Genomic DNA, 17614 nt, shown 5'->3' on the forward strand with positions numbered 1-17614 from the left:
CGATGCGGCGGCCGATCCTCGGGCTGGTGGCGGTCGCGCTGCTGGCCGGCTGTAGTAGCGAGGACTCGGCGGAGACGCAGTGGGCCGACGGCGTCTGCTCGGCGTGGAACGAGCTGTCCAGCGACCTCCGCGGCGTCACCGACGGCCTGAACGTCGACTCGCTGTCGCCGGAGGCGCTGGACCAGCTCAGCAGCGAGATCACCGAGCGCGTCGACGCCGTGCAGGCCAGTGCCGAGAACCTCGCCGAGGCCATCGCCGACACGCCGGAGGGCGCCGATCAGGCCGTGGAGAGCGCCCAGCAGGAGCTCGGCGACGAGGCCGGCGACGTGCGCGCCGGGCTGGACGCCACCGGCCAGGCGGTCCAGAGCCTGTCCGGCGCGACCACCGGCCAGGACATCACCAGCGCCCTGTCCGACGCGCAGGCAGCGCTCACCCAGACCGGGCAGGCGCTCGGCACGCTCGGCGACACCGTCGCCGGCTACGTGTCGGCGGCGGACGACACGCTCCGGCAGGCCTTCGACGACGCGCAGTCCTGCCAGCAGACCCATACGGGAGGAACCTCATCATGAGCGACAGCAACGTCGAGGTCTTCGTGGCCGCCTTCGGCACCGAGGACGAGGCCGGCCAGGCCCTGAAGGACTTCCGCGCCATGGCCCGCGAGGGCTCGATCGACCTCATCGACGCCGCCGTCGTGGTGCGCCGCGCCGACGGCAAGGTGACGTTCCAGGAGACCACCGACCCCAGCGGCAGGACGTGGGCCAAGCGCGGCGCCGTCGCCGGCGGTCTCGTCGGCCTGATCTTCCCGCCCGGGCTGCTGGTGTCGGCGGCGGTCGGCGCGGCCGGCGGCGGCATCTGGGGCAAGGTGCGCGACAAGGGCTTCCAGGACAACGACCTGCGCTCCATCGGCGACAGCCTCGAGCCCGGCACGTCCGCCATCATCGCCGTCGCCGAGGACCGGATGATCGAGCGGCTGCAGGCCGGGCTGGAGGGCTACCGCAACATCGCGCGGCACGCCGTCAGCGCCGAGGCCGCGGCCGCCGTCATCGCCGCTCCGGAGGAGGACTCATCCTCCTGACGAGAGCTGCTCGGAGAAGTACGTCAGCGCCGTGCGGGTCTTCGTCTGCTGCACGCCGCCGACGTCGATGCCACGTTCGCCGAGGAAGGCCCGCGACTCAGCGGCGACATTCAGCGCCTCGCCGGGCAGGCACTTGGTGGACAGTTCGAGGATGCGGCCGCCGTCGGGGTAGAACCACAGCTCGGCGACCAGCCGGCGGCCGTACTCGCCGGGCGAGAACTTGAGCTTCATGATCGGGATCGGCCCGAGCGCGCGCAACTCGTCCAGCTCCAGCCCTTCGGGCGCGTGCGCGGCGAACAGGTCGCGCTGCTGCTTCGTGAACAGCTTGCGGATCGGCCGCCACCCGGCCAGGACGTCCCGGACGTGCGCGTTGTCGACCGGCGCCTTGAGCCGCCCGGACGCCACGAACGAGCCACCCGGCATCGCGTCGACCTCCACCCCGAAGTCAGGCGACCGCCGCAGCGACGGCGAGAGCCGTTTCGGCTCCACCGGGCGAAGCTTCACCACCGCGTCGCCCGGCCGGCGCTGCACCCGCCGGGCCCGGACCACGACGCCGGCGCGGTCCAGCGCGAGATCCGGTGTGTCGAAGAACACGACCTGCCGGATCTGCGCGTCCAGCGGGTCCATGCCCAGCGCCGCGACCGCGGAGCGCTGGTCCACGTCCGGCACACTCAGTTTCAGCTCGACGGAATCGGCCTCCTTGAACAGCGCGAGCAGCTCCCCCAGCCGCTTGCTGGACATGATCGGCAGCGCCACCTCGGTCATCCGGACCACCCCCTGGTGGATCGTCGCGCCGCCCGGCCCGGCCGTGCCCCACCCGATCCGGGTGATGTCGTCTTGACCTCAAGCCTGGTTGAGGTAGCAGGCTGGCGGCATGACCACAGAGATCGAGGCCGTGGCCGCCGAGGCCGAGCTGGACGCCATCCGCCGCGTCATCGACGTCGTCGAGCACGCGCAGAACAACGAGTTGCCCGACGAGTTCCTGGCGCTGTTCCGCGCCGACGCCATCTGGACCACCGGCGGCGGGAAGCGGCTCTACGGGCTGGACGAGATCGCCGCGTTCACCCGGCAGGTGCTGCCCGGCGGCATGACCGGCATGTCGGTGCGGTTCGAGCTGGAGCACGTGCTGTTCATCCGCCCCGACGTCGCGGCCGTGAAGCTGCGCCAGGTCTACACGACACCCGACGGGCTGGACGTCGGGTCGCCGCTGTGGGTCATGGCCAAGGAGGACGGCCGCTGGCTGCTCACCGCGTGCCAGAACATCGGCGTCCCCGACGACGAGGACGTCGCGCCCGGGCGGCCGGTGTTCGGAGCCGCGTAGGCTCGCCCGCGTGCGAATCGCGGTGACGGGGGCGAGCGGGCGGCTGGGTGGCCAGGTGGCGGCGTTGCTGGCGCCGGACCACGACGTGGTGGCGCTGGTGCGCCGGCCCGCCGGGTACGACCCGCCGCCGGGGGTCACCGTCGCCGCCGCGGACTATGCGGACCCCGCGTCGTTGCGCACCGCGCTGACCGGCGCCGACACGCTGGTGTTCGTGTCCAGCGACGGCCACGCGGCCACCGTCATGCTCCATCACGCGAACGTCGTGCGGGCGGCGGCCGGCGCCGAGGTCGGGCACGTCGTCGCGCTGAGCGGGCTCGACGCCGACGCCGGGTCGCCGTTCTGCTACGCCGTCACCAACGGGCACACCGAGGAGCTGCTGGCGGCCGCCGGCTGCGGCTACTCGCTGGCCCGCGCCTCGGTGTTCGCCGAGTTCTTCGCCGCGCTGGTCCGCGGCGCCCGGCACGGCGACGAGGTTCGACTCCCGGCCGGCGACGCCCGGGTGTCGTTGGTCGCACGCGCCGACGTCGGGCGGGCGCTGGCCGCGCTGGCGGTGCGCCCGCCGTCGAACACGCACCACGACCTCACCGGTCCGGCCGCGCTGCACGTCGCCGACGTCGTCGCGGCGTACGCGCCCGGCGCCCGCTACGCCGACGTCACGCCGGGCGAGTACGTCGCCGCGCTGCTGGAGGGCGGCGAGACGTCGTGGTGGGCGCACGCCTACGCGACGATGCTGGAGTCGATCCGCCTGGGCCGCTGGGCCGCCGTCACCGGCGACGTCGCCACGCTCACGGGCCGGCCGCCCGCCAAGGTGCTTTAGCAGCAGTCGCAGTCCGGGCCGCAGCCGTCGGTCTCGGGGTCGCGCAGCAGCGCTCCGGCCGACGTCGCGCAGGCGTCGCCGCGCCACGCCTCGAGCCCTTCACGGACCGCGAACCCGGCGATGACCAGCGCGGCCAGCGGGTCGGCCCACCACCAGCCGAGCGCGGAGTTCAGCACCAGCCCGGCCAGCAGCACCGCCGACAGGTAGCTGCAGATCAGCGTCTGCTTGGAGTCGGCGACGACGGCGGCCGAGCCCAGCTCGCGCCCGGTGCGCCGCTCGGCGAACGACAGCGCCGGCATGACCGCCAGGCTCACCGCCGCGAGGACGATGCCGACGGCGCTGTGCTCCGGCTCCTCTGCGCCGGCCAGCGCCTGGACCGCCTCGAACGTCACGTACGCCGCCAGCGCGAAGAACGAGAACGCGACGACGCGCAGCGCCGTCCGCTCGCGCGCCTCGTGGTCGCGGCCGGCGAACTGCCAGGCGATGGCGGCGGCCGACACCACCTCGACGACGGAGTCGAGGCCGAACCCGATCAGCGCGGCCGAGGACGCCGCCGTGCCGGCCGAGATCGCGATGACCGCCTCGACCACGTTGTAGCCGATGGTCGTCGCGACGATCAGCCGCACCCGCCGGCGCAGCACGTCGCGCCGGGTGTTCACCCGCATGTGCACCCCTCCGGACCGCAGCAGGTGGGGTCGACGACGAGGACCAGCTCCAGCAGCTCGCCCAGCGCCCGCCCCAGGTGCGCGTCGGCCAGCCGGTACCGCGTGCGCCGTCCCTCGGGCTCGCCGAACACCAGGCCGCAGCCGCGCAGGCAGCTGAGCTGGTTGGACATCACCTGCTTGGACACGCCCAGCCCGGCCGCCAGGTCGGACGGGAACGCCGGCGCCTCGCGCAGCGCCAGCAGGATCCGTGCCCTCGTGCCGTCGGACAGCGCGTACCCGAGCCGCGCCAGCGCGTCGGTGTGTTCCGCCGTCACCGTCATGCGACGGACAGTACAGCAATCGCTGTACTCAGGGAACCCGCGTCGTGAGCTGGATGAGCTCGGGGCCGCAGCAGCCGTCCGATCCGCCGCAGACGCCGGTCTCGGGCAGCACCAGCTCGACGTTCTCGGCCGCGGCGCGGTCGCCGGCGAACGCGGCGGCGATGCTGCGGACCTGCTCGTAGCCGGTGAGCGCGAGGAACGTCGGTGCGCGGCCGTAGCTCTTCATGCCGGCCAGGTAGACGCCGGGCTCCGGGTGGGCCAGTTCGCCGACGCCGTGCGGCGGCACCGTGCCGCACGAGTGCACGTTCGGGTCGATCAGCGGCGCCAGCCGGACCGGCGCCTGCAGCGCGGGGTCGAGCTCCAGCCGCAGCTCCGACAGCCAGTCGAGGTCCGGCCGGAGCCCGGTCAGCGCGACGACGTGGTCGACGGCGCCGACGGTGCGGCCGTCCTCGGCGACCAGCGTCAGGCGGCCGTCCGGGCCGGTCTCGACCGCGGCCGTGCGGAACCCCGTCACCACCCGGACGGCGCCCGCCTCGACCGCCGCGCGGGCCCGCTTGCCGAGCCGTCCGCGGGCCGGCAGCTCATCGGCGTCTCCCCCGCCGAAGGTGTCACCGATGCCACCGCGGCGCAGGATCCACGTCACCGATGCGTCACCGTTCCGGCTGGTCAGGGCTACGAGGGCGGTCAGGGCAGAATGTCCGCTCCCGGCGACGACGACGTGCCCGGCCGGCGCGGCGGACGGGATGCGGTAGCCGATGCGGCCCGCCGCCGCGGCCGCGGGCTCGCCCAGCGCGAGCAGCCCGTCGCCGCCCAGCGGCCCGGGCCGGCCCCAGGTGCCGGTGGCGTCGACGAGGCCGCGGGCGCGCACCCGCTCCTCGCGCCCGCCGGAGTGCCGGACGTGGACGGCGAGCGGCTCGCCGTCGCGGCCGTCGTCGACCACGCGGTCGCGGCCTCGGCGGGCGGCGCCGACGACCTCGGCGCCGGTGTGGACGCGCTCGCCGAGCGCCCGCGCCAGCGGGACCAGATAGTCGCGGGCCCACTCGGCACCGGTCGGGTAGGCGTCGGCGGGTGGCTCGGTCCAGCCGGTGCGTTGCAGCAGCCGCCGGGCGGCCGGCGCCACCAGCTCCCGCCACGCCGAGAACAGCCGCACGTGCCCCCACTCGGCGACCGCCGCACCCGCCGTCGCGCCCCGCTCGTACACGACGACGTCGAGGCCGCGCTCGGCCAGCTCCGCCGCGGCCGCCAGGCCCACCGGGCCGCCGCCGGCCACCACCACCGGATCCGTCATCACTCGCTCACCTTCATCGAAGACCGTCGATGGAATGATGCACCTTTCATCGATATTTGTCGATAGAATGCCGCGCATGACGACCCTCCCGGCCGACGCCGCCGGCGACTACGCCGAGTGCTTCGCGGCCCTCGCCGACCCCACCCGGGTCCGGCTGCTGCACGCCGTCGCCACGTCGAACGGCGGGCTGGCCGTCGGCGATCTGGCCGAGCGGCTGGGCATCAGCCAGTCGACCTGTTCGCACCACGTCCGCAAGCTCGCGTCGGCCCGGTTCGTGCACGTGTCGAAGGTGGGCACCAGCACGCGCGTCACCGTCAACGAGGCGTGCTGCACCGGCCTGCCGCACATGGCCGACGTCGTCATGGGCGTCGCCGGCGCCGTCCGCCCCTGCTGCCCCGACGACGTGCCCGGCGTCACCGTCCGCGCGCTGACCGACGCCGACTGGCCGGACGTGCGGCGCATCTACCGCGAGGGCATCGACACCGGCATCGCCACCTTCGAGACCACGGTGCCGGCGAGCGCCCGGCTGGCGGCGAAGTGGCTACCCGGGCACCGCTGGGTCGCCGAGATCGACGGCGCCGTCGCCGGCTGGACCGCCGTCACCCCTGCCTCAGGCCGCGACTGCTACCGCGGCGTCGGCGAGACCTCCGTCTACGTGGCGTCGGAGCACCGCGGCCGCGGCGTCGGGAAGGCGCTGCTGCGCCGCCAGGTCACGGCGGCCGACGCGGACGGGCTGTGGACGCTGCAGACGTCGGTGTTCACCGAGAACCGCGCCAGCCTGTCGCTGCACCACCAGGCCGGCTACCGCACCGTCGGGGTCCGCGAACGCATCGCCCGCCGCGACGGCGTCTGGCACGACACCGTACTCCTCGAACGCCGGGCGTCAGTCAGCTCCACGGCCGGCGAGGTGCTGCTCGCCGCGAACGTCGCCCGCTGAGTGCGGGACCTCGGCCGCGCCGGCTTCGGCGTCCCGCCGCGCTGCGACTCGCTCTTGTCGAGCGACCGGCGGCTTGCCGAGGGGTTCGGGCCCCTCCCGGCCGGGAGGGCACCCACCCTACGGGCGGGCCGGGTTAACCAGGCGTGAACCACACCGCCCGCATCACGACGACCGGCCGCAATGCCCGCGCCGGCCGCCCCCACGATGGCACCCGACGTCGACGGAGGCGGCGTAACGCCGGGCGGCGAGCGCACGGCAGCGATGCCCGCGCCGGCCAAGCGCCTGATGACACCCGGCGCCCACGCCCGCGCCGGCCATGACTCCCGATGATGCGCCCGCGGCTTGCCGGGGGGGTTCGGGCCCCTCCCGGCCGGGAGGGCACCCACCCTACGGGCGGGCCGCGTGAACCAGGCGTGAACCGCCGCCCCCACGATGACGACCGGCCGCGATGCCCGCGCCGCGCACCCGGCCGATCACGACCGGCCGCGATGCCCGCGCCGCGCACCCGGCCGATGACGACCGGCCGCGATGCCCGCACCGGCGACCCGGCCGCTGACGCGCTGCGACTCTTGTCGAGCGACCGGCCGCTTGCCCCGGGGGTTCGGGCCCCTCCCGGCCGGGAGGGCACCCACCCTACGGGCGGGCCGCGTGAACCAGGCGTGAACCGTCGCCGTCAGACGAAGCCGGTCGGCAGACGGGGCGTGTAGGGGGCCTCCAGCGCGGCCACCTCGTCGGAGGTGAGCTCGAGCCCGAGCGCCGCCACGGCGTCGGGCAGGTGGTGCGGTTTCGTCGACCCGACGATGGGCGCGCTGACGACCGGGTTGCGCAGCACCCACGCCAGCGCCACCTGCGCCATCGGCACGCCGCGCGCCTCGGCGACCCGCTGGACGGCGTCGGCGATCGGCTGGTCGGCGGTGTAGCGCTCGCGCAGCAGCTCGTCGGTGTCGCCGCGGACGGTGCGCTCGCTCCACGGCCGGGCCAACCGGCCCCGGGCCAGCGGGCTCCACGGGATGCTGCCGACGTCCTGGTCGGCGAGCAGGTCGAACAGCTCGCGCTCGTCCTCGCGCTGCATGAGGTTGTACTGGTTCTGCATGGACACGAACCGGGTCCAGCCGCCGAGGTCGGCGGTGTACTGCAGCTTCGCGAACTGCCACGCCCACATCGACGACGCTCCGAGGTAGCGCGCCTTGCCCGCCTTGACGACGTCGTGCAGGGCCTCCACGGTCTCGTCAGCCGGTGTGTCGGGGTCGAGTCGATGGATCTGGTAGAGGTCGACATAGTCGGTGTCGAGCCGCCGGAGCGACGCGTCGATCTGCTCCATGATCGCCTTGCGCGACAGCCCCGACCCGCCCGGGCCGTCGTGCATGGGGAAGAACACCTTCGTGGCCAGCACGACGTCCTCGCGGCGGGTGTAGCGCCGCACGGCCCGGCCGACGATCTCCTCGGACGACCCGAAGCCGTACACGTTCGCGGTGTCCCAGAACGTGATGCCCAGCTCGACGGCCTGCCGGAAGATCGGCTCGGCCGCGTCGTCGTCGAGGGCCCAGTCGCCGTAACCGCGCGCCGGGTCGCCGAAGCTCATGCAGCCGAGCCCGATGCGGCTCACCCGCAGCCCTGAACCGCCCAGCCGGGTGTACTCCATGGTCCGCTCCCAGTGTTGACGACGGCGCCGGGACCATCCTCTCTCACCGCGGGGCTGTCAGGCGTCCAGTGAGGTCGGGGCGCCGAGCTCGACCCGGCGGACCCGGCGGCGGACGTCGGGAGGCGCGGCCGCGAGGGCCGCCTCGAGGCCGGCCGGGCCGTCGGCGAAATGGGACCAGCCCTCGTAGTGGACTGGGACCGCCACCCGCGGCCGCAGCGTCCCGATCAATGAGACCGCGTCGTCGCCGGTCATGGTGTAGCGCAGCGGGCCGGTGACACCGAACCGGACGCCGCCGACGTGGACCAGGGCGACGTCGACGTCGAGGGCGGACGCCGCCGCGCGCAGCGGGCCGTACAGGACGGTGTCGCCCGTCACCCACAGCGCGACGGACGACGCGGAGCCGACCCGCACCGCGAAGCCCACCACGTCGCCGACGACCGGACGCGACAGCGGCGGGCCGTGCCGGGCCGGCGTCGCCGTGACGGACAGGTCGGGCCGCGCGCCCTGGCCCGCCAGCACCGTCGACGCACCGGGCGCGAGGCCGCGCGCGGAGCCGCCCAGCCGGCGCGCCCCGGACACCGTCGTCACCACGGTCCCCGCCGACGGCAGCAGCGCCCGCCCGGCTCGGTCGAGGTTGTCGGCGTGGTGGTCGTGCGTCAGCAGGACGGCGTCGACGGGCCCCACGTCCGAGGCCGCCACCGCGGGACCGGTCAGCTTCGCCGTCGACGAGCGCCGGCCGAAGGCGTACCGGCCCCCGGCCGGATCGAAGGTCGGGTCGGTGAGCAGCCGCCAGCCGTCCACCTCGACGAGGACGGTGGGGCCGCCGACATGGGTGACGATCACCGCGCGTGCTCCACCGCCCAGGCCAGGACGTCGTCGGCGATCTGCTCCCAGCCCTTCTGGGCGGGCAGCAGGTGCGCGTAGCCCTCGTACTCGCGGATCTCGGTGACGGTGTCGGACTTGTAGTGCTTCTGGTTCGACTGCTGGATCGCGGGCGGCATGATGTGGTCCTCGCCGCCGGAGACGAACAGCAGCGGCGCGCGGGCGTCGTTCTTGTAGTCGACCCAGGTCTCCTGCGGGCCGGGCTGGAAGTTGGCCAGCACGCTCCCCCACAGGATCCCGCCGTTGGCCGGGATGTGGTACCGCTCGTACAGCGCGTTCGACTCCTCCTCGGTGAAGGTGTTCGTGAACGCGTACCGCCACTGCTCCGCCGTCAGCCCGACGGCCTTGTGCCGGTTCGCCGGGCTCCTCAGCACCGGGAAAGTCGACTTGACCTGCGAGAACGGGACGACGCGGACGCCCTCGGTCGGCGCGGAGTTCAGCGCGACGCCGGCCGCCCCGAAGCCGTGGTCGAGCAGGATCTGGGTGAACGCGCCGCCCGCGGAGTGGCCGATGATGATCGGCGGGCGGTCCAGCTCGCGGAGGGTCCCCTCGATCTTCTCGATGATCGCGGGGACGGTGACGTCGACGATGATCTGCGGGTTCTCGCGCAGGGCCTCGACCTCGACCTCGAAGCCCGGGTAGCCGGGCGCGACGACCCGGTAGCCCTTCGCTTCGTAGTGCGTGATCCAGTGTTCCCAGCTCCGGGGCGTCACCCAGAAGCCGTGCACGAGCACGATGGTGTCCGGTTCCATCTGCCGATCATCGTGGGCAACGCGCTGGCCAGGCACTACGCTGAGCGTCAGAGTTCCCACGATTCGGGCCACGGGGGGGTGGACGTTGGGTCGGCACCGCGTCGCCATGATCGTGCTCGGCGGGACGTTCGTCCTCGACCTCGCCGTCGCCGTCCAGGCGTTCGGGCTGCGGCCGTCGGTGTTCTCGAAGCTGCGCGACGAGCCCGAGCCCCCGTACGAGATCGGCGTCTGCGGCCTCGCGCCCACCCCGACGTCCCTCGGCTTCACCATCGGCGACCTCAAGCCGGTCGACTGGATCATCGGCGCCGACACCGTCGTCGTCCCCGGGCTGGAGGCGCCCTGGGCGCCGCAGGATCCCGTCGTCCTCGAGGCCGTCGCACGGGCCGCCGACGACGGCGCGCGCCTGGTGTCGCTGTGCGCCGGCGCCTTCGTGCTCGGCCAGGCCGGCGTGCTGGGCGGGCGCCGCGTCACGACGCACTGGGCGCTGGCCGACGAGTTCCGCGCGGCGTTCCCGGAGGCCGACCTCGTCGAGCACGCCCTGTACGTCGACGACGGGCAGGTCCTGTCGTCGGGCGGCATGCTCGCGTCGGCCGACCTGTGCCTGTATGTCCTGAGCCAGGACCACGGCCAGTCCTACGCGAACGACGTCTCCCGCGTGCTCGTCAGCCCGCCGCACCGCAGCGGCGGGCAGGCCCAGTACGCCCGGCCCGGTCCCCGCCCGTCCGGGCCGCTCGCGCCGGTCCTCGACTGGCTGGACGCGCACCTCACCGAGCCGCTGACCCTCGCCGGCGTCGCGTCGCAAGCGCACATGAGCCCGCGCACGCTCGAGCGGCGGTTCCGCGACGAGACCGGCGACAGCCTGGCCGCCTGGATCGCCCGGCGCCGGGTCGAGCGGGCCCGCGCCCTGCTGGAGGACTCGCGGCTGACGGTGACGCAGGTCGCGCACGCCGCCGGGTTCGGGTCGACGGAGGCGATGCGACGGCACTTCCACTCCTACACCGGCACCACGCCGCGCTCGTACCGCGAGACGTTCCGCGGCGCGGCGCCGGTTCGCTAGCGTGTCACTTCCAGTAGTAGAAGTAGTAGCCCTGCGCCGAGTGGTAGCACGGCCCGGTGCCCGGCATGGTGTACGTGCCGGCCGCTCGCGTCAGAGCCAGCGAGATGGAGCACGCGAACTCATTCGCCTGGAAGCCGGAGTGGCGCCACGCCATCGCGGTGACGGGTCCCGGCGACGGCGACGGCTCGGCGCGCGTGGTGGCGACGGCGGGTCCGCCGCCCGCCAGAGCTGCCGCGCCCAGCGCGGCCGCCGCGAGCAGGCTGGTGGTGATCTTCCTGAGCATCGTTCCTCCTGTGTCCGCTGTCGCGGCCGACGCTACGGAGCAACGCGTTCACAACGTCTTCAGATCTGCTTCTCCGCGGCCCGTGCGGGCGTAGCCTGCCGGTGTGGACGACGAAGATCGCATCGCCCTTTTCCTTGACTACGAGAACCTCGCCATCGGCGCCCGCGAGGACCTCGGCGGACTGGCCTTCGACGTGCGGCCCATCGCCGACGCGCTGGCCGAGCGCGGCCGGGTGGTCGTGCGGCGGGCGTACGCCGACTGGTCCTACTTCGACGAGGACCGCCGCATGCTGACCCGCTCGCACGTCGAGCTGATCGAGATGCCGCAGCGCATGGGCGCCTCCCGCAAGAACGCCGCCGACATCAAGCTGTCCGTCGACGCGATCGAGCTGGCGTTCGTCCGCGACTACGTGTCGACGTTCGTCGTGGGCACCGGCGACAGCGACTTCACGCCGCTGGTGTACAAGCTGCGCGAGCTGAACAAGCGGGTCATCGGTGTCGGCATCCGGGGCTCGACGTCGGGGCTGCTGCCGCCCGCGTGCGACGAGTTCCTCTACTACGACGATCTCGAGGGGGTCGAACCGGCGCCAGCGGCGACGCCGTCGGAGGACGAGTCGCCCGCCGCCAAGGACCGCGACCTCGACGACCTCGCCGGCGTCGTCGCGCAGAGCGTGGCGGGGCTGCAGCGCACCGGCGGCCAGGTGACGGCGTCGACGCTGAAGCGCACGCTGCTGCGCAAGGACCCCACGTTCAACGAGGCCGACCACGGTTTCCGCGCCTTCGGCGAGCTGCTGCGCCACCTCGCCGAACGGCACGTCGTCGAGCTGGCCGACGGTCCGACCAAGGGCGACCCGGAGGTGCTGCTGCCGGCGCTGGACGGCCAGCAGGAGGCGTTCGACCTGCTGCGTTCCGTCGTCCTGGACCTCACGGCGAAGCACGGCCGGGCCGCCCTGTCCGGCCTGAAGGACCAGCTGCGCCGGGCCCGGCCCGGCTTCAGCGAGCAGGCGCTCGGGTTCCGCAGCTTCCTCCAGTTCGTCCGGGCCGCCGCCACCACCGGCACCATCGAACTGCGCTGGGACGCCGGCGCCGACGACTACCTGATCACCGTGCCCTAGGGAGTAGCGGCCTGTCATCCTTGGTTGACAACCGAGAGGCCGTCAACCTAAGTTGACGGCATGACCTCGCGCGTGGACGGCGACGCCCGGCTCGGACTGCGACTGGCCGACGAGCTCGGCTCGCGCCACCCGGTCGCGGCGGCCGCCGTCGTCACCCCGTCCGCCGTCCGCACGGCCGCCAACGGCGCTGACCTGAGCTCCGACTTCGAGCTCGCCTCGGTATCGAAGGCGCTGACCGGCCTGCTCTACGCCGACGCCGTCGGCCGCGGCGAGGTCCGGCCGGGGACCACGCTCGGCGAGCTGCTCCCGCTCGGCGGCGCGCCCGTCGCCCGGGCCCGGCTGGACGCGCTCAGCACGCACCGCGCCGGGCTGCCACGGCTGCCGCCGGCCGCGCAGCCGTGGCGGCGCACGCTGCGGTTGTGGCGGCACGGCACGAATCCGTACACCGAGACGCTGGACGAGCTGTTCGAGCAGGCCCGCGGCGTCCGCGTCCGCCGCGAGCCGGCCCGGCCGCGCTATTCCAACCTCGGCTTCGAGCTGCTCGGGCACGGCCTCGCCGCCGCAGCGGGCACGACGTACGCGGCCCTGCTCGAGCGGCGGCTGGCCGGGCCGCTGGAGCTGACCAGCCTCTACGCGCCATCCGACGCGACGCGGCTGCGGCCGTCGGCCCTGGCCGGACGCAGCCGCAGGGGCGCCCCACGCGAGCCGTGGGCCAACGCGGCGCTCGGACCGGCCGGCGGCGTCCGCGCGTCGATCACCGACCTCGCCGGGCTGATCGAGGCGCTGCTGGACGGGACGGCGCCCGGCGTGGCCGCGCTGGAGCCGGTCGCGGCGTTCGCCGGCGGCACCCGTATCGGCGCCGGCTGGGTCACCACCACGCTGCGCGGCCGGGAGGTCACCTGGCACAACGGCGGGTCCGGCGGGTTCCGGTCGTGGATCGGCCTCGACCGCGCCGCCGACACCGGCGTCGCCGTCCTCTCCGCCACCGCGGCCTCCGTCGACGGCGTCGGGTTCCGGCTGCTCGCGTCGCCCTGACCCCCACGGAATATATGGTTGCAGCAGGCAACCAATCAGGTAGTCTGACGGAGCACGTCGCCGCCGCCGTGCCCACACCCACCCGCGCCCGGTACGGCAGGAGCCCGCATGACCGACGCTGTCGCCACCCTCGCCGCAGAGCGCCCCGCGGCCCGCCGTACCGCGACCCCGGGGCTCACGCTGCTGGCGCTCGGCGCGGCCGGTCTGGTGGTGTCGCTCCAGCAGACGCTCGTGCTGCCGCTGCTCCCCCGGCTGCAGCAGACGTTCGACACGTCCGTCACCGCGGTCTCGTGGGTGTTCACGGCGACGCTGCTGGCAGGAGCGGTCGCGACGCCGCTGCTGTCGCGGTTCGGCGACATGTACGGCAAGAAGCGGATGATCACCGTCACCATGGGCCTGCTGGTGGCCGGCTCGGTGGTGTGCGCGCTGTCCGACTCCCTCGGCGTGCTGATCGCCGGCCGCGCGCTGCAGGGCGCGGCCGCGGCGGTCATCCCGCTGGCCATCGGCATCATCCGCGACACCTTCCCGCGCGAGCGGGTGATGTCCGCCATCGGCATCGTCAGCGCCACCATGGGCGTCGGCGGCAGCGCGGGCATGCTGGTCACCGGCGTCATCGCCGACCGGACGACCAGCCACCACCCGGTGTTCTGGATCTCCGCCGGCATGGCCGGGCTGGCCATGCTGCTGGTGGTGCGGTTCACGGTCGAGGCGGGCGAGCGGCGCGGCGGCCGGCCCGACGTCGCCGGCGCGCTGCTGCTGGCCGGCTGGCTGGTCGGGCTGCTGCTGGGGATCAGCCAGGGCAACTCGTGGGGCTGGACGGACGACCGCACGCTCGGCCTGTTCGCCGCCGCCGTCGTGCTGTGTGCGGCATGGGTGCTGGTCGAGCGGCGGGTGCGCGAGCCACTGGTGCACCTGCGGCTGCTGACGGGGCCGAAGTCGCTGTCGGCGAACCTCGCGTCGGTGCTGCTCGGCTTCGCCATGTTCGCGGCGTTCACGCTGGTGTCGAACCTCATCCAGACGCCGTCCGACGTCGCCGGGTACGGCCTGAGCGGCTCGGTGCTCGACGTGGGGCTGTACATGCTGCCGAGCACCGTCACCATGCTGGTCTTCTCGGTGCTGGCCGGACGGTTCGAGGCCCGGCTCGGCCCGGCGTTCACGCTGGCCGTCGGCGCGACGTTCGCGGCGCTCAGCTACGTGTGGCTGGCGGTCAACCACGACACCCCGCTCGACGTCATGATCTTCAGCGGCATCCAGGGCATCGGCTTCGGCATCGCGTACGCGGCGCTGGGCACCCTCGCCGTCGAGCACGTCCCGATGCACCAGAGCGGCATCGCCAGCGGCATCAACTCGCTGGTCCGCACGGCCGGCGGCAGCGTGGCCAGCGCGGCGACGGCGGCCATCCTGACCGGCTCGCTGATCGCGGGCACGTCCATCCCGAAGGTCGACGGCTACGTCGTCTCGTTCGTCATCGCCAGCATCGCCGCCGCGCTGACCGCCACCATCGCCACCGTCCACGGGGTCCGGCACCGCCGCCCGGCGCCGGCGCCGCTCCCCCGCTGACCGCTCTCAGTCGTCCGCCAGCGCCTCCTCCGCCGCGGCGGGCACCAGCGGGGCCGACGACGCCCGTCCGTACGCGGGACCGCGCAGCGCCCGCCCCGGCCGGGCGCCGGTCATCGCGCCGTCGCGCAGCACCGCGGCGCCGGAGACGAATACGTCGGTGACGCCTTCTGCCAGCTGCCGCGGCCGCTCGAAGTCGGCCGGCGCCAGGCTGTTCTCCAGCGAGAACACGACGACGTCGGCCACAGCGCCGTCGCGCAGCACGCCGCGGTCGGACAGCCCGAGCCGCTGCGCCGGGAACGACGACATCTTGCGCACCGCCTCGGGCAGCGACAGCAGCTGCTCCTCACGGACGAAGTCGGCCAGCACGCGGGTGAAACAGCCGTACGCCCGCGGGCTCGGCGCCAGCCCGATGAAGACGGAGTCGCTGGCGATCATGCCCAGCGGGTGGCAGACGAACTTCCACAGCGTCATCGCGTGCGGGCTGGGCCGGGTGAACGTCGCTCCGGGGTTCGCGGCGACGAGGTCGCAGACGGCCCGGCCGAGCGACACGCCCAGCGTGCTGACCACCTCGGACAGGTACCAGCCCTCGAAGCGGTCGTGCTCAGGGCTGGTGAGGTATCCCAGCCGCAGGTCCGAGAACGGCGCGCTGGCGACGTACTGCCGGGCGGCGCCGCTGGACTCGACCTCGGCGGCGATGCGGTCGCGCGTCGCGCCGCCGGCCAGCCGCTCGCGCAGCCGGTCCGGCCCGCCCTCCTGCGCCCATAGGGGCAGCAGCCGGCTCAGCCGCGTGCCGCCCCACTCGTAGGTGTAGGTGTCGAACGTGACGTCGAGGCCGGCGTCGCGCTCGTCCTGCAGCAGGTCCAGCATCCGCTGCGCGCCGCCGGTGTAGGTCGCCCGGGCGGACCGGGAGAAGTGCGTGACCTGCAGCGGCGCACCGGATCGGCGGGCGATGTCGACGGCCTCGCGGAACGGGTCGAGGTAGGTGTCGCCGAGGCCGTAGCGGACGTGCGTGTGGTACATCCCGCCCAGCTCGGCCGCCTCGGCGGCCAGCGCGATCAGCTCGTCCGTCGTCGCGTGCGCCCCCGGCGGGTAGTCCAGGCCGGTGGACAGGCCGAACGCGCCGTCGTACATGGCGTCGCGGACCTGGCCGCGCATGCGGTCCAGCGCCGCGCCGTCCGCGACGCCGGGCTCCCAGCCGAGCGCGTTGACCCGCAGCGCCGTGTTGCCGACCAGCGTCGCCACGTTCACCGCGAGCCGGCGGTCGTACGCGTCCAGCTGGTCCGCGATCGAGCGCCAGCCCAGCGGCTCCGCGGGCAGCCCGGCGATGCCGGCGTTCTGCTCGGCGAACCCGTGCAGGTCGGCCGGCCGGTCGAACGGTGCGTACGACAGGCCGTCGACGCCGATGACCTCGGTGGTGACGCCCTGGCGGACCTTCATCTCCAGGTCCGGGTCGCCGAGCAGGACGAGGTCGGAGTGGCTGTGCAGGTCGATGAAGCCGGGAGCGACGATCAGCCCGGTCGCGTCGATCCGCTCCAGCGCCGGCACGTCCGCCGTGGCGCCGCGCAGCAGCGTCACCCGTCCGTCCCTGATCCCGACGGCGGCCGAGAAGGGCGGGTTGCCGGTGCCGTCGACGACGGTGCCGTGCTCGATCAGCACGTCGAACGGGGCGTTCACCGGGTGCCCCCGAGGTCCAGCACGAACCGGGGCTCGGAGCGCTCCAGCTCGTCGATCCGCAGCCGCGGCCCCAGCCCGGGCACGTCGTCGACCCGCCAGACGCCGTCGGTCACCTGCGGCGGATTCTCCACGTAGCGCTCCCAGTACGGCGCCTGCTCCGGCGTGATCATCGACTCGCTGAGCAGGAAGTTCGGCAGGGTCGCGGAGAGTTGCCAGGTGGCGGCGCTCTGCAGCGGCCCGAACGGGTTGTGGAACGCGACCGAGATTCCGTGCGCCTCGGCGAGGGTGGCGATCTTCTTCGCCGGCGTCAGGCCGCCGCAGATGCCGACGTCGGGCTGCGCGACGGCGACCGCGTGCTGCTCGATGAACGGCGCGCTGGCCAGGTGGTTGCCCCAGCGCTCGCCGGCCGCGATCGGCGTGCTGACCCGGCTGGACACCTCGCGCAGCCAGTCCGGGCGCTCGTACGGCACCGGCTCCTCGATGAAGGTGAGGTCGTACGGCGCCAGCGCCTCGGCCAGCCTGATCGCGTTCGGCACGTTGAGTCGGCCGTGGCAGTCGACCATGAGGTGGACCTCCGGCCCGGCTGCCTCGCGGGCGGCGGCGAAGTACTCGGCGATGTGACCGAAGATCCACGGCGGAAGCAGCTCGGTCTCCGTCTGGCGCGGCGGGACCAACTGGACCCGTTCGTGCCGGACGCTGGTGACCTTCTCGTAGAACCCGGGCAGCGTCGTCTTGATCGCGGTGAACCCGGCGGCGACCCGCGCGCGGACCGTCTCGGCCAGCGCCTCGGGCGACTCGCCGGCGCGGGCGTGCGTGTAGACGCGCACCTCGTCACGGAACGCGCCGCCGAGCAGCCGGTGCACGGGCACGCCGAGCGCCCGCGCGTTCAGGTCCCACAGCGCCATGTCGATGGCGCTGATGCCGATGGTGAGCAGCGTGCCGCCGAGGAACGCGTCGCGGTACATGCGCTCGCCGAGCTGCTCGATACGGGTCGGATCCTGGCCGCGCAACTCGTCCCCGAGCTCCTCGATGAGCGCCACGATCGACCGTGTCCGCCGCCGCATGGCGACCTCGGCCTCCCCGACCGCGCCGTCGTCGGTCTCCACCTGGACGTACACGGCGTTGTAGAAGCCGAAATCCACCGGCCACGATCGAATTCGATCTATCTTCATGGCACCTCCTTCCTAGAACC

At 73.9% G+C, this 17614-nt stretch carries 19 protein-coding genes; 9 read left to right on the forward strand and 10 right to left on the reverse strand.

Features of this window, described 5'->3' with window-relative positions:
* The first annotated feature begins 2 nt into the window (after window positions 1-2).
* Both BLU82_RS13355 and BLU82_RS13360 read left to right on the forward strand, forming a co-directional pair.
* Window positions 3-569: a membrane lipoprotein lipid attachment site-containing protein gene (locus tag BLU82_RS13355; RefSeq protein WP_157740892.1), complete on the forward strand. Its 567-nt coding sequence runs from the start codon at window positions 3-5 to the stop codon at window positions 567-569.
* Window positions 566-1075 carry a DUF1269 domain-containing protein gene (locus BLU82_RS13360; protein ID WP_092620961.1) on the forward strand — a complete coding sequence of 170 codons (510 nt, stop codon included), beginning with the start codon at window positions 566-568 and terminating at the stop codon, window positions 1073-1075. The genes BLU82_RS13355 and BLU82_RS13360 overlap by 4 nt, the downstream gene beginning before the upstream one ends.
* On the opposite strand, the gene BLU82_RS13365 is transcribed toward BLU82_RS13360, so the two are convergent.
* Window positions 1064-1840: an adenylate cyclase gene (locus BLU82_RS13365; protein WP_157740894.1), complete on the reverse strand. Its 777-nt coding sequence runs from the start codon at window positions 1838-1840 to the stop codon at window positions 1064-1066. The two genes, BLU82_RS13360 and BLU82_RS13365, sit on opposite strands and share 12 nt — an antisense overlap.
* Window positions 1841-1949: 109 nt before the next feature.
* Here BLU82_RS13365 and BLU82_RS13370 point away from each other — a divergent pair, with 109 nt between their 5' ends.
* Entirely contained in the window at window positions 1950-2396 is a 447-nt protein-coding gene (locus BLU82_RS13370; RefSeq protein WP_092620967.1) for an SgcJ/EcaC family oxidoreductase, read from the forward strand.
* 10 nt (window positions 2397-2406) lie between these two features.
* The gene (locus BLU82_RS13375; RefSeq protein WP_092620970.1) at window positions 2407-3213 is read left to right on the forward strand and encodes an NAD(P)H-binding protein; all 807 of its coding nucleotides are present in this window, start codon (window positions 2407-2409) and stop codon (window positions 3211-3213) included.
* Here BLU82_RS13375 and BLU82_RS13380 read toward each other — a convergent pair.
* The 3 genes from BLU82_RS13380 to BLU82_RS13390 are packed head-to-tail and all read right to left on the reverse strand — an operon-like array spanning window position 3210 to window position 5486.
* Window positions 3210-3878: a cation diffusion facilitator family transporter gene (locus BLU82_RS13380; protein WP_092620973.1), complete on the reverse strand. Its 669-nt coding sequence runs from the start codon at window positions 3876-3878 to the stop codon at window positions 3210-3212. The genes BLU82_RS13375 and BLU82_RS13380 overlap by 4 nt on opposite strands.
* Window positions 3869-4198 (reverse strand): helix-turn-helix transcriptional regulator, encoded by a 330-nt coding sequence (locus BLU82_RS13385; protein WP_092620976.1) that lies wholly within the window; start codon window positions 4196-4198, stop codon window positions 3869-3871. Before BLU82_RS13385 ends, BLU82_RS13380 begins: the two co-directional genes overlap by 10 nt.
* A 28-nt stretch (window positions 4199-4226) precedes the next feature.
* On the reverse strand, window positions 4227-5486 hold the full coding sequence (locus BLU82_RS13390; protein WP_092620979.1) for an FAD-dependent oxidoreductase: 1260 nt from the start codon (window positions 5484-5486) through the stop codon (window positions 4227-4229).
* Between the two features lie 76 nt (window positions 5487-5562).
* On the opposite strand from BLU82_RS13390, the gene BLU82_RS13395 reads away from it, so the two are divergent.
* On the forward strand, window positions 5563-6423 hold the full coding sequence (locus tag BLU82_RS13395) for a metalloregulator ArsR/SmtB family transcription factor (protein ID WP_197682926.1): 861 nt from the start codon (window positions 5563-5565) through the stop codon (window positions 6421-6423).
* Window positions 6424-7096: 673 nt separating this feature from the next.
* On the opposite strand, the gene BLU82_RS13400 is transcribed toward BLU82_RS13395, so the two are convergent.
* From BLU82_RS13400 to BLU82_RS13410, 3 genes are read right to left on the reverse strand one after another with little or no spacing between them, the layout of a single operon-like run.
* Window positions 7097-8065, reverse strand: coding sequence for an aldo/keto reductase (locus tag BLU82_RS13400; RefSeq protein WP_092620985.1), 969 nt, complete (start codon window positions 8063-8065; stop codon window positions 7097-7099).
* Between the two features lie 57 nt (window positions 8066-8122).
* On the reverse strand, window positions 8123-8908 hold the full coding sequence (locus tag BLU82_RS13405) for an MBL fold metallo-hydrolase (RefSeq protein ID WP_092620988.1): 786 nt from the start codon (window positions 8906-8908) through the stop codon (window positions 8123-8125).
* Window positions 8905-9699, reverse strand: coding sequence for an alpha/beta hydrolase (locus BLU82_RS13410; RefSeq protein WP_092620991.1), 795 nt, complete (start codon window positions 9697-9699; stop codon window positions 8905-8907). The genes BLU82_RS13405 and BLU82_RS13410 overlap by 4 nt, the downstream gene beginning before the upstream one ends.
* 106 nt (window positions 9700-9805) lie before the next feature.
* Here BLU82_RS13410 and BLU82_RS13415 point away from each other — a divergent pair, with 106 nt between their 5' ends.
* Complete coding sequence (locus BLU82_RS13415) at window positions 9806-10756, forward strand: GlxA family transcriptional regulator (protein WP_172885597.1); 951 nt, start codon at window positions 9806-9808, stop codon at window positions 10754-10756.
* A gap of 4 nt (window positions 10757-10760) precedes the next feature.
* On the opposite strand, the gene BLU82_RS13420 is transcribed toward BLU82_RS13415, so the two are convergent.
* Window positions 10761-11039, reverse strand: a complete 279-nt coding sequence (locus tag BLU82_RS13420; protein ID WP_092620997.1) for a hypothetical protein — start codon at window positions 11037-11039, stop codon at window positions 10761-10763.
* A 103-nt stretch (window positions 11040-11142) separates the two neighbouring features.
* Here BLU82_RS13420 and BLU82_RS13425 point away from each other — a divergent pair, with 103 nt between their 5' ends.
* From BLU82_RS13425 to BLU82_RS13435, 3 genes are all read left to right on the forward strand, one after another.
* Window positions 11143-12153, forward strand: coding sequence for a PIN domain-containing protein (locus BLU82_RS13425; RefSeq protein ID WP_092621000.1), 1011 nt, complete (start codon window positions 11143-11145; stop codon window positions 12151-12153).
* 60 nt (window positions 12154-12213) lie between these two features.
* A complete protein-coding gene (locus tag BLU82_RS13430; RefSeq protein ID WP_092621003.1) occupies window positions 12214-13188 on the forward strand; it encodes a serine hydrolase in 975 nt (324 codons plus the stop codon).
* Between the two features lie 108 nt (window positions 13189-13296).
* Complete coding sequence (locus tag BLU82_RS13435) at window positions 13297-14748, forward strand: MFS transporter (protein WP_092621006.1); 1452 nt, start codon at window positions 13297-13299, stop codon at window positions 14746-14748.
* 6 nt (window positions 14749-14754) lie between these two features.
* Here the strand turns inward: BLU82_RS13435 and BLU82_RS13440 are convergent, their stop codons facing one another.
* Together BLU82_RS13440 and BLU82_RS13445 are read right to left on the reverse strand one after the other, a co-directional pair.
* A complete protein-coding gene (locus BLU82_RS13440; RefSeq protein ID WP_172885598.1) occupies window positions 14755-16422 on the reverse strand; it encodes an amidohydrolase family protein in 1668 nt (555 codons plus the stop codon).
* Complete coding sequence (locus BLU82_RS13445; protein ID WP_092621012.1) at window positions 16419-17594, reverse strand: mandelate racemase/muconate lactonizing enzyme family protein; 1176 nt, start codon at window positions 17592-17594, stop codon at window positions 16419-16421. The genes BLU82_RS13440 and BLU82_RS13445 overlap by 4 nt, the downstream gene beginning before the upstream one ends.
* Between the last annotated feature and the right edge of the window lie 20 nt (window positions 17595-17614).

Origin of the sequence: Jiangella sp. DSM 45060, from assembly GCF_900105175.1 — a bacterium.
Lineage (GTDB): Bacteria > Actinomycetota > Actinomycetes > Jiangellales > Jiangellaceae > Jiangella.

Excerpts from the sequence above, each read along its gene's own strand:
- BLU82_RS13355 (WP_157740892.1), top strand. The coding sequence starts at position 3 with ATGCGGCGGCCGATCCTCGGGCTGGTGGCGGTCGCGCTGCTGGCCGGC.
- BLU82_RS13360 (WP_092620961.1), top strand. The coding sequence starts at position 566 with ATGAGCGACAGCAACGTCGAGGTCTTCGTGGCCGCCTTCGGCACCGAG.
- BLU82_RS13365 (WP_157740894.1), bottom strand. The coding sequence starts at position 1,840 with ATGACCGAGGTGGCGCTGCCGATCATGTCCAGCAAGCGGCTGGGGGAG.
- BLU82_RS13370 (WP_092620967.1), top strand. The coding sequence starts at position 1,950 with ATGACCACAGAGATCGAGGCCGTGGCCGCCGAGGCCGAGCTGGACGCC.
- BLU82_RS13380 (WP_092620973.1), bottom strand. The coding sequence starts at position 3,878 with ATGCGGGTGAACACCCGGCGCGACGTGCTGCGCCGGCGGGTGCGGCTG.
- BLU82_RS13385 (WP_092620976.1), bottom strand. The coding sequence starts at position 4,198 with ATGACGGTGACGGCGGAACACACCGACGCGCTGGCGCGGCTCGGGTAC.
- BLU82_RS13390 (WP_092620979.1), bottom strand. The coding sequence starts at position 5,486 with ATGACGGATCCGGTGGTGGTGGCCGGCGGCGGCCCGGTGGGCCTGGCG.
- BLU82_RS13395 (WP_197682926.1), top strand. The coding sequence starts at position 5,563 with ATGACGACCCTCCCGGCCGACGCCGCCGGCGACTACGCCGAGTGCTTC.
- BLU82_RS13400 (WP_092620985.1), bottom strand. The coding sequence starts at position 8,065 with ATGGAGTACACCCGGCTGGGCGGTTCAGGGCTGCGGGTGAGCCGCATC.
- BLU82_RS13410 (WP_092620991.1), bottom strand. The coding sequence starts at position 9,699 with ATGGAACCGGACACCATCGTGCTCGTGCACGGCTTCTGGGTGACGCCC.
- BLU82_RS13415 (WP_172885597.1), top strand. The coding sequence starts at position 9,806 with ATGATCGTGCTCGGCGGGACGTTCGTCCTCGACCTCGCCGTCGCCGTC.
- BLU82_RS13420 (WP_092620997.1), bottom strand. The coding sequence starts at position 11,039 with ATGCTCAGGAAGATCACCACCAGCCTGCTCGCGGCGGCCGCGCTGGGC.
- BLU82_RS13430 (WP_092621003.1), top strand. The coding sequence starts at position 12,214 with ATGACCTCGCGCGTGGACGGCGACGCCCGGCTCGGACTGCGACTGGCC.
- BLU82_RS13435 (WP_092621006.1), top strand. The coding sequence starts at position 13,297 with ATGACCGACGCTGTCGCCACCCTCGCCGCAGAGCGCCCCGCGGCCCGC.
- BLU82_RS13445 (WP_092621012.1), bottom strand. The coding sequence starts at position 17,594 with ATGAAGATAGATCGAATTCGATCGTGGCCGGTGGATTTCGGCTTCTAC.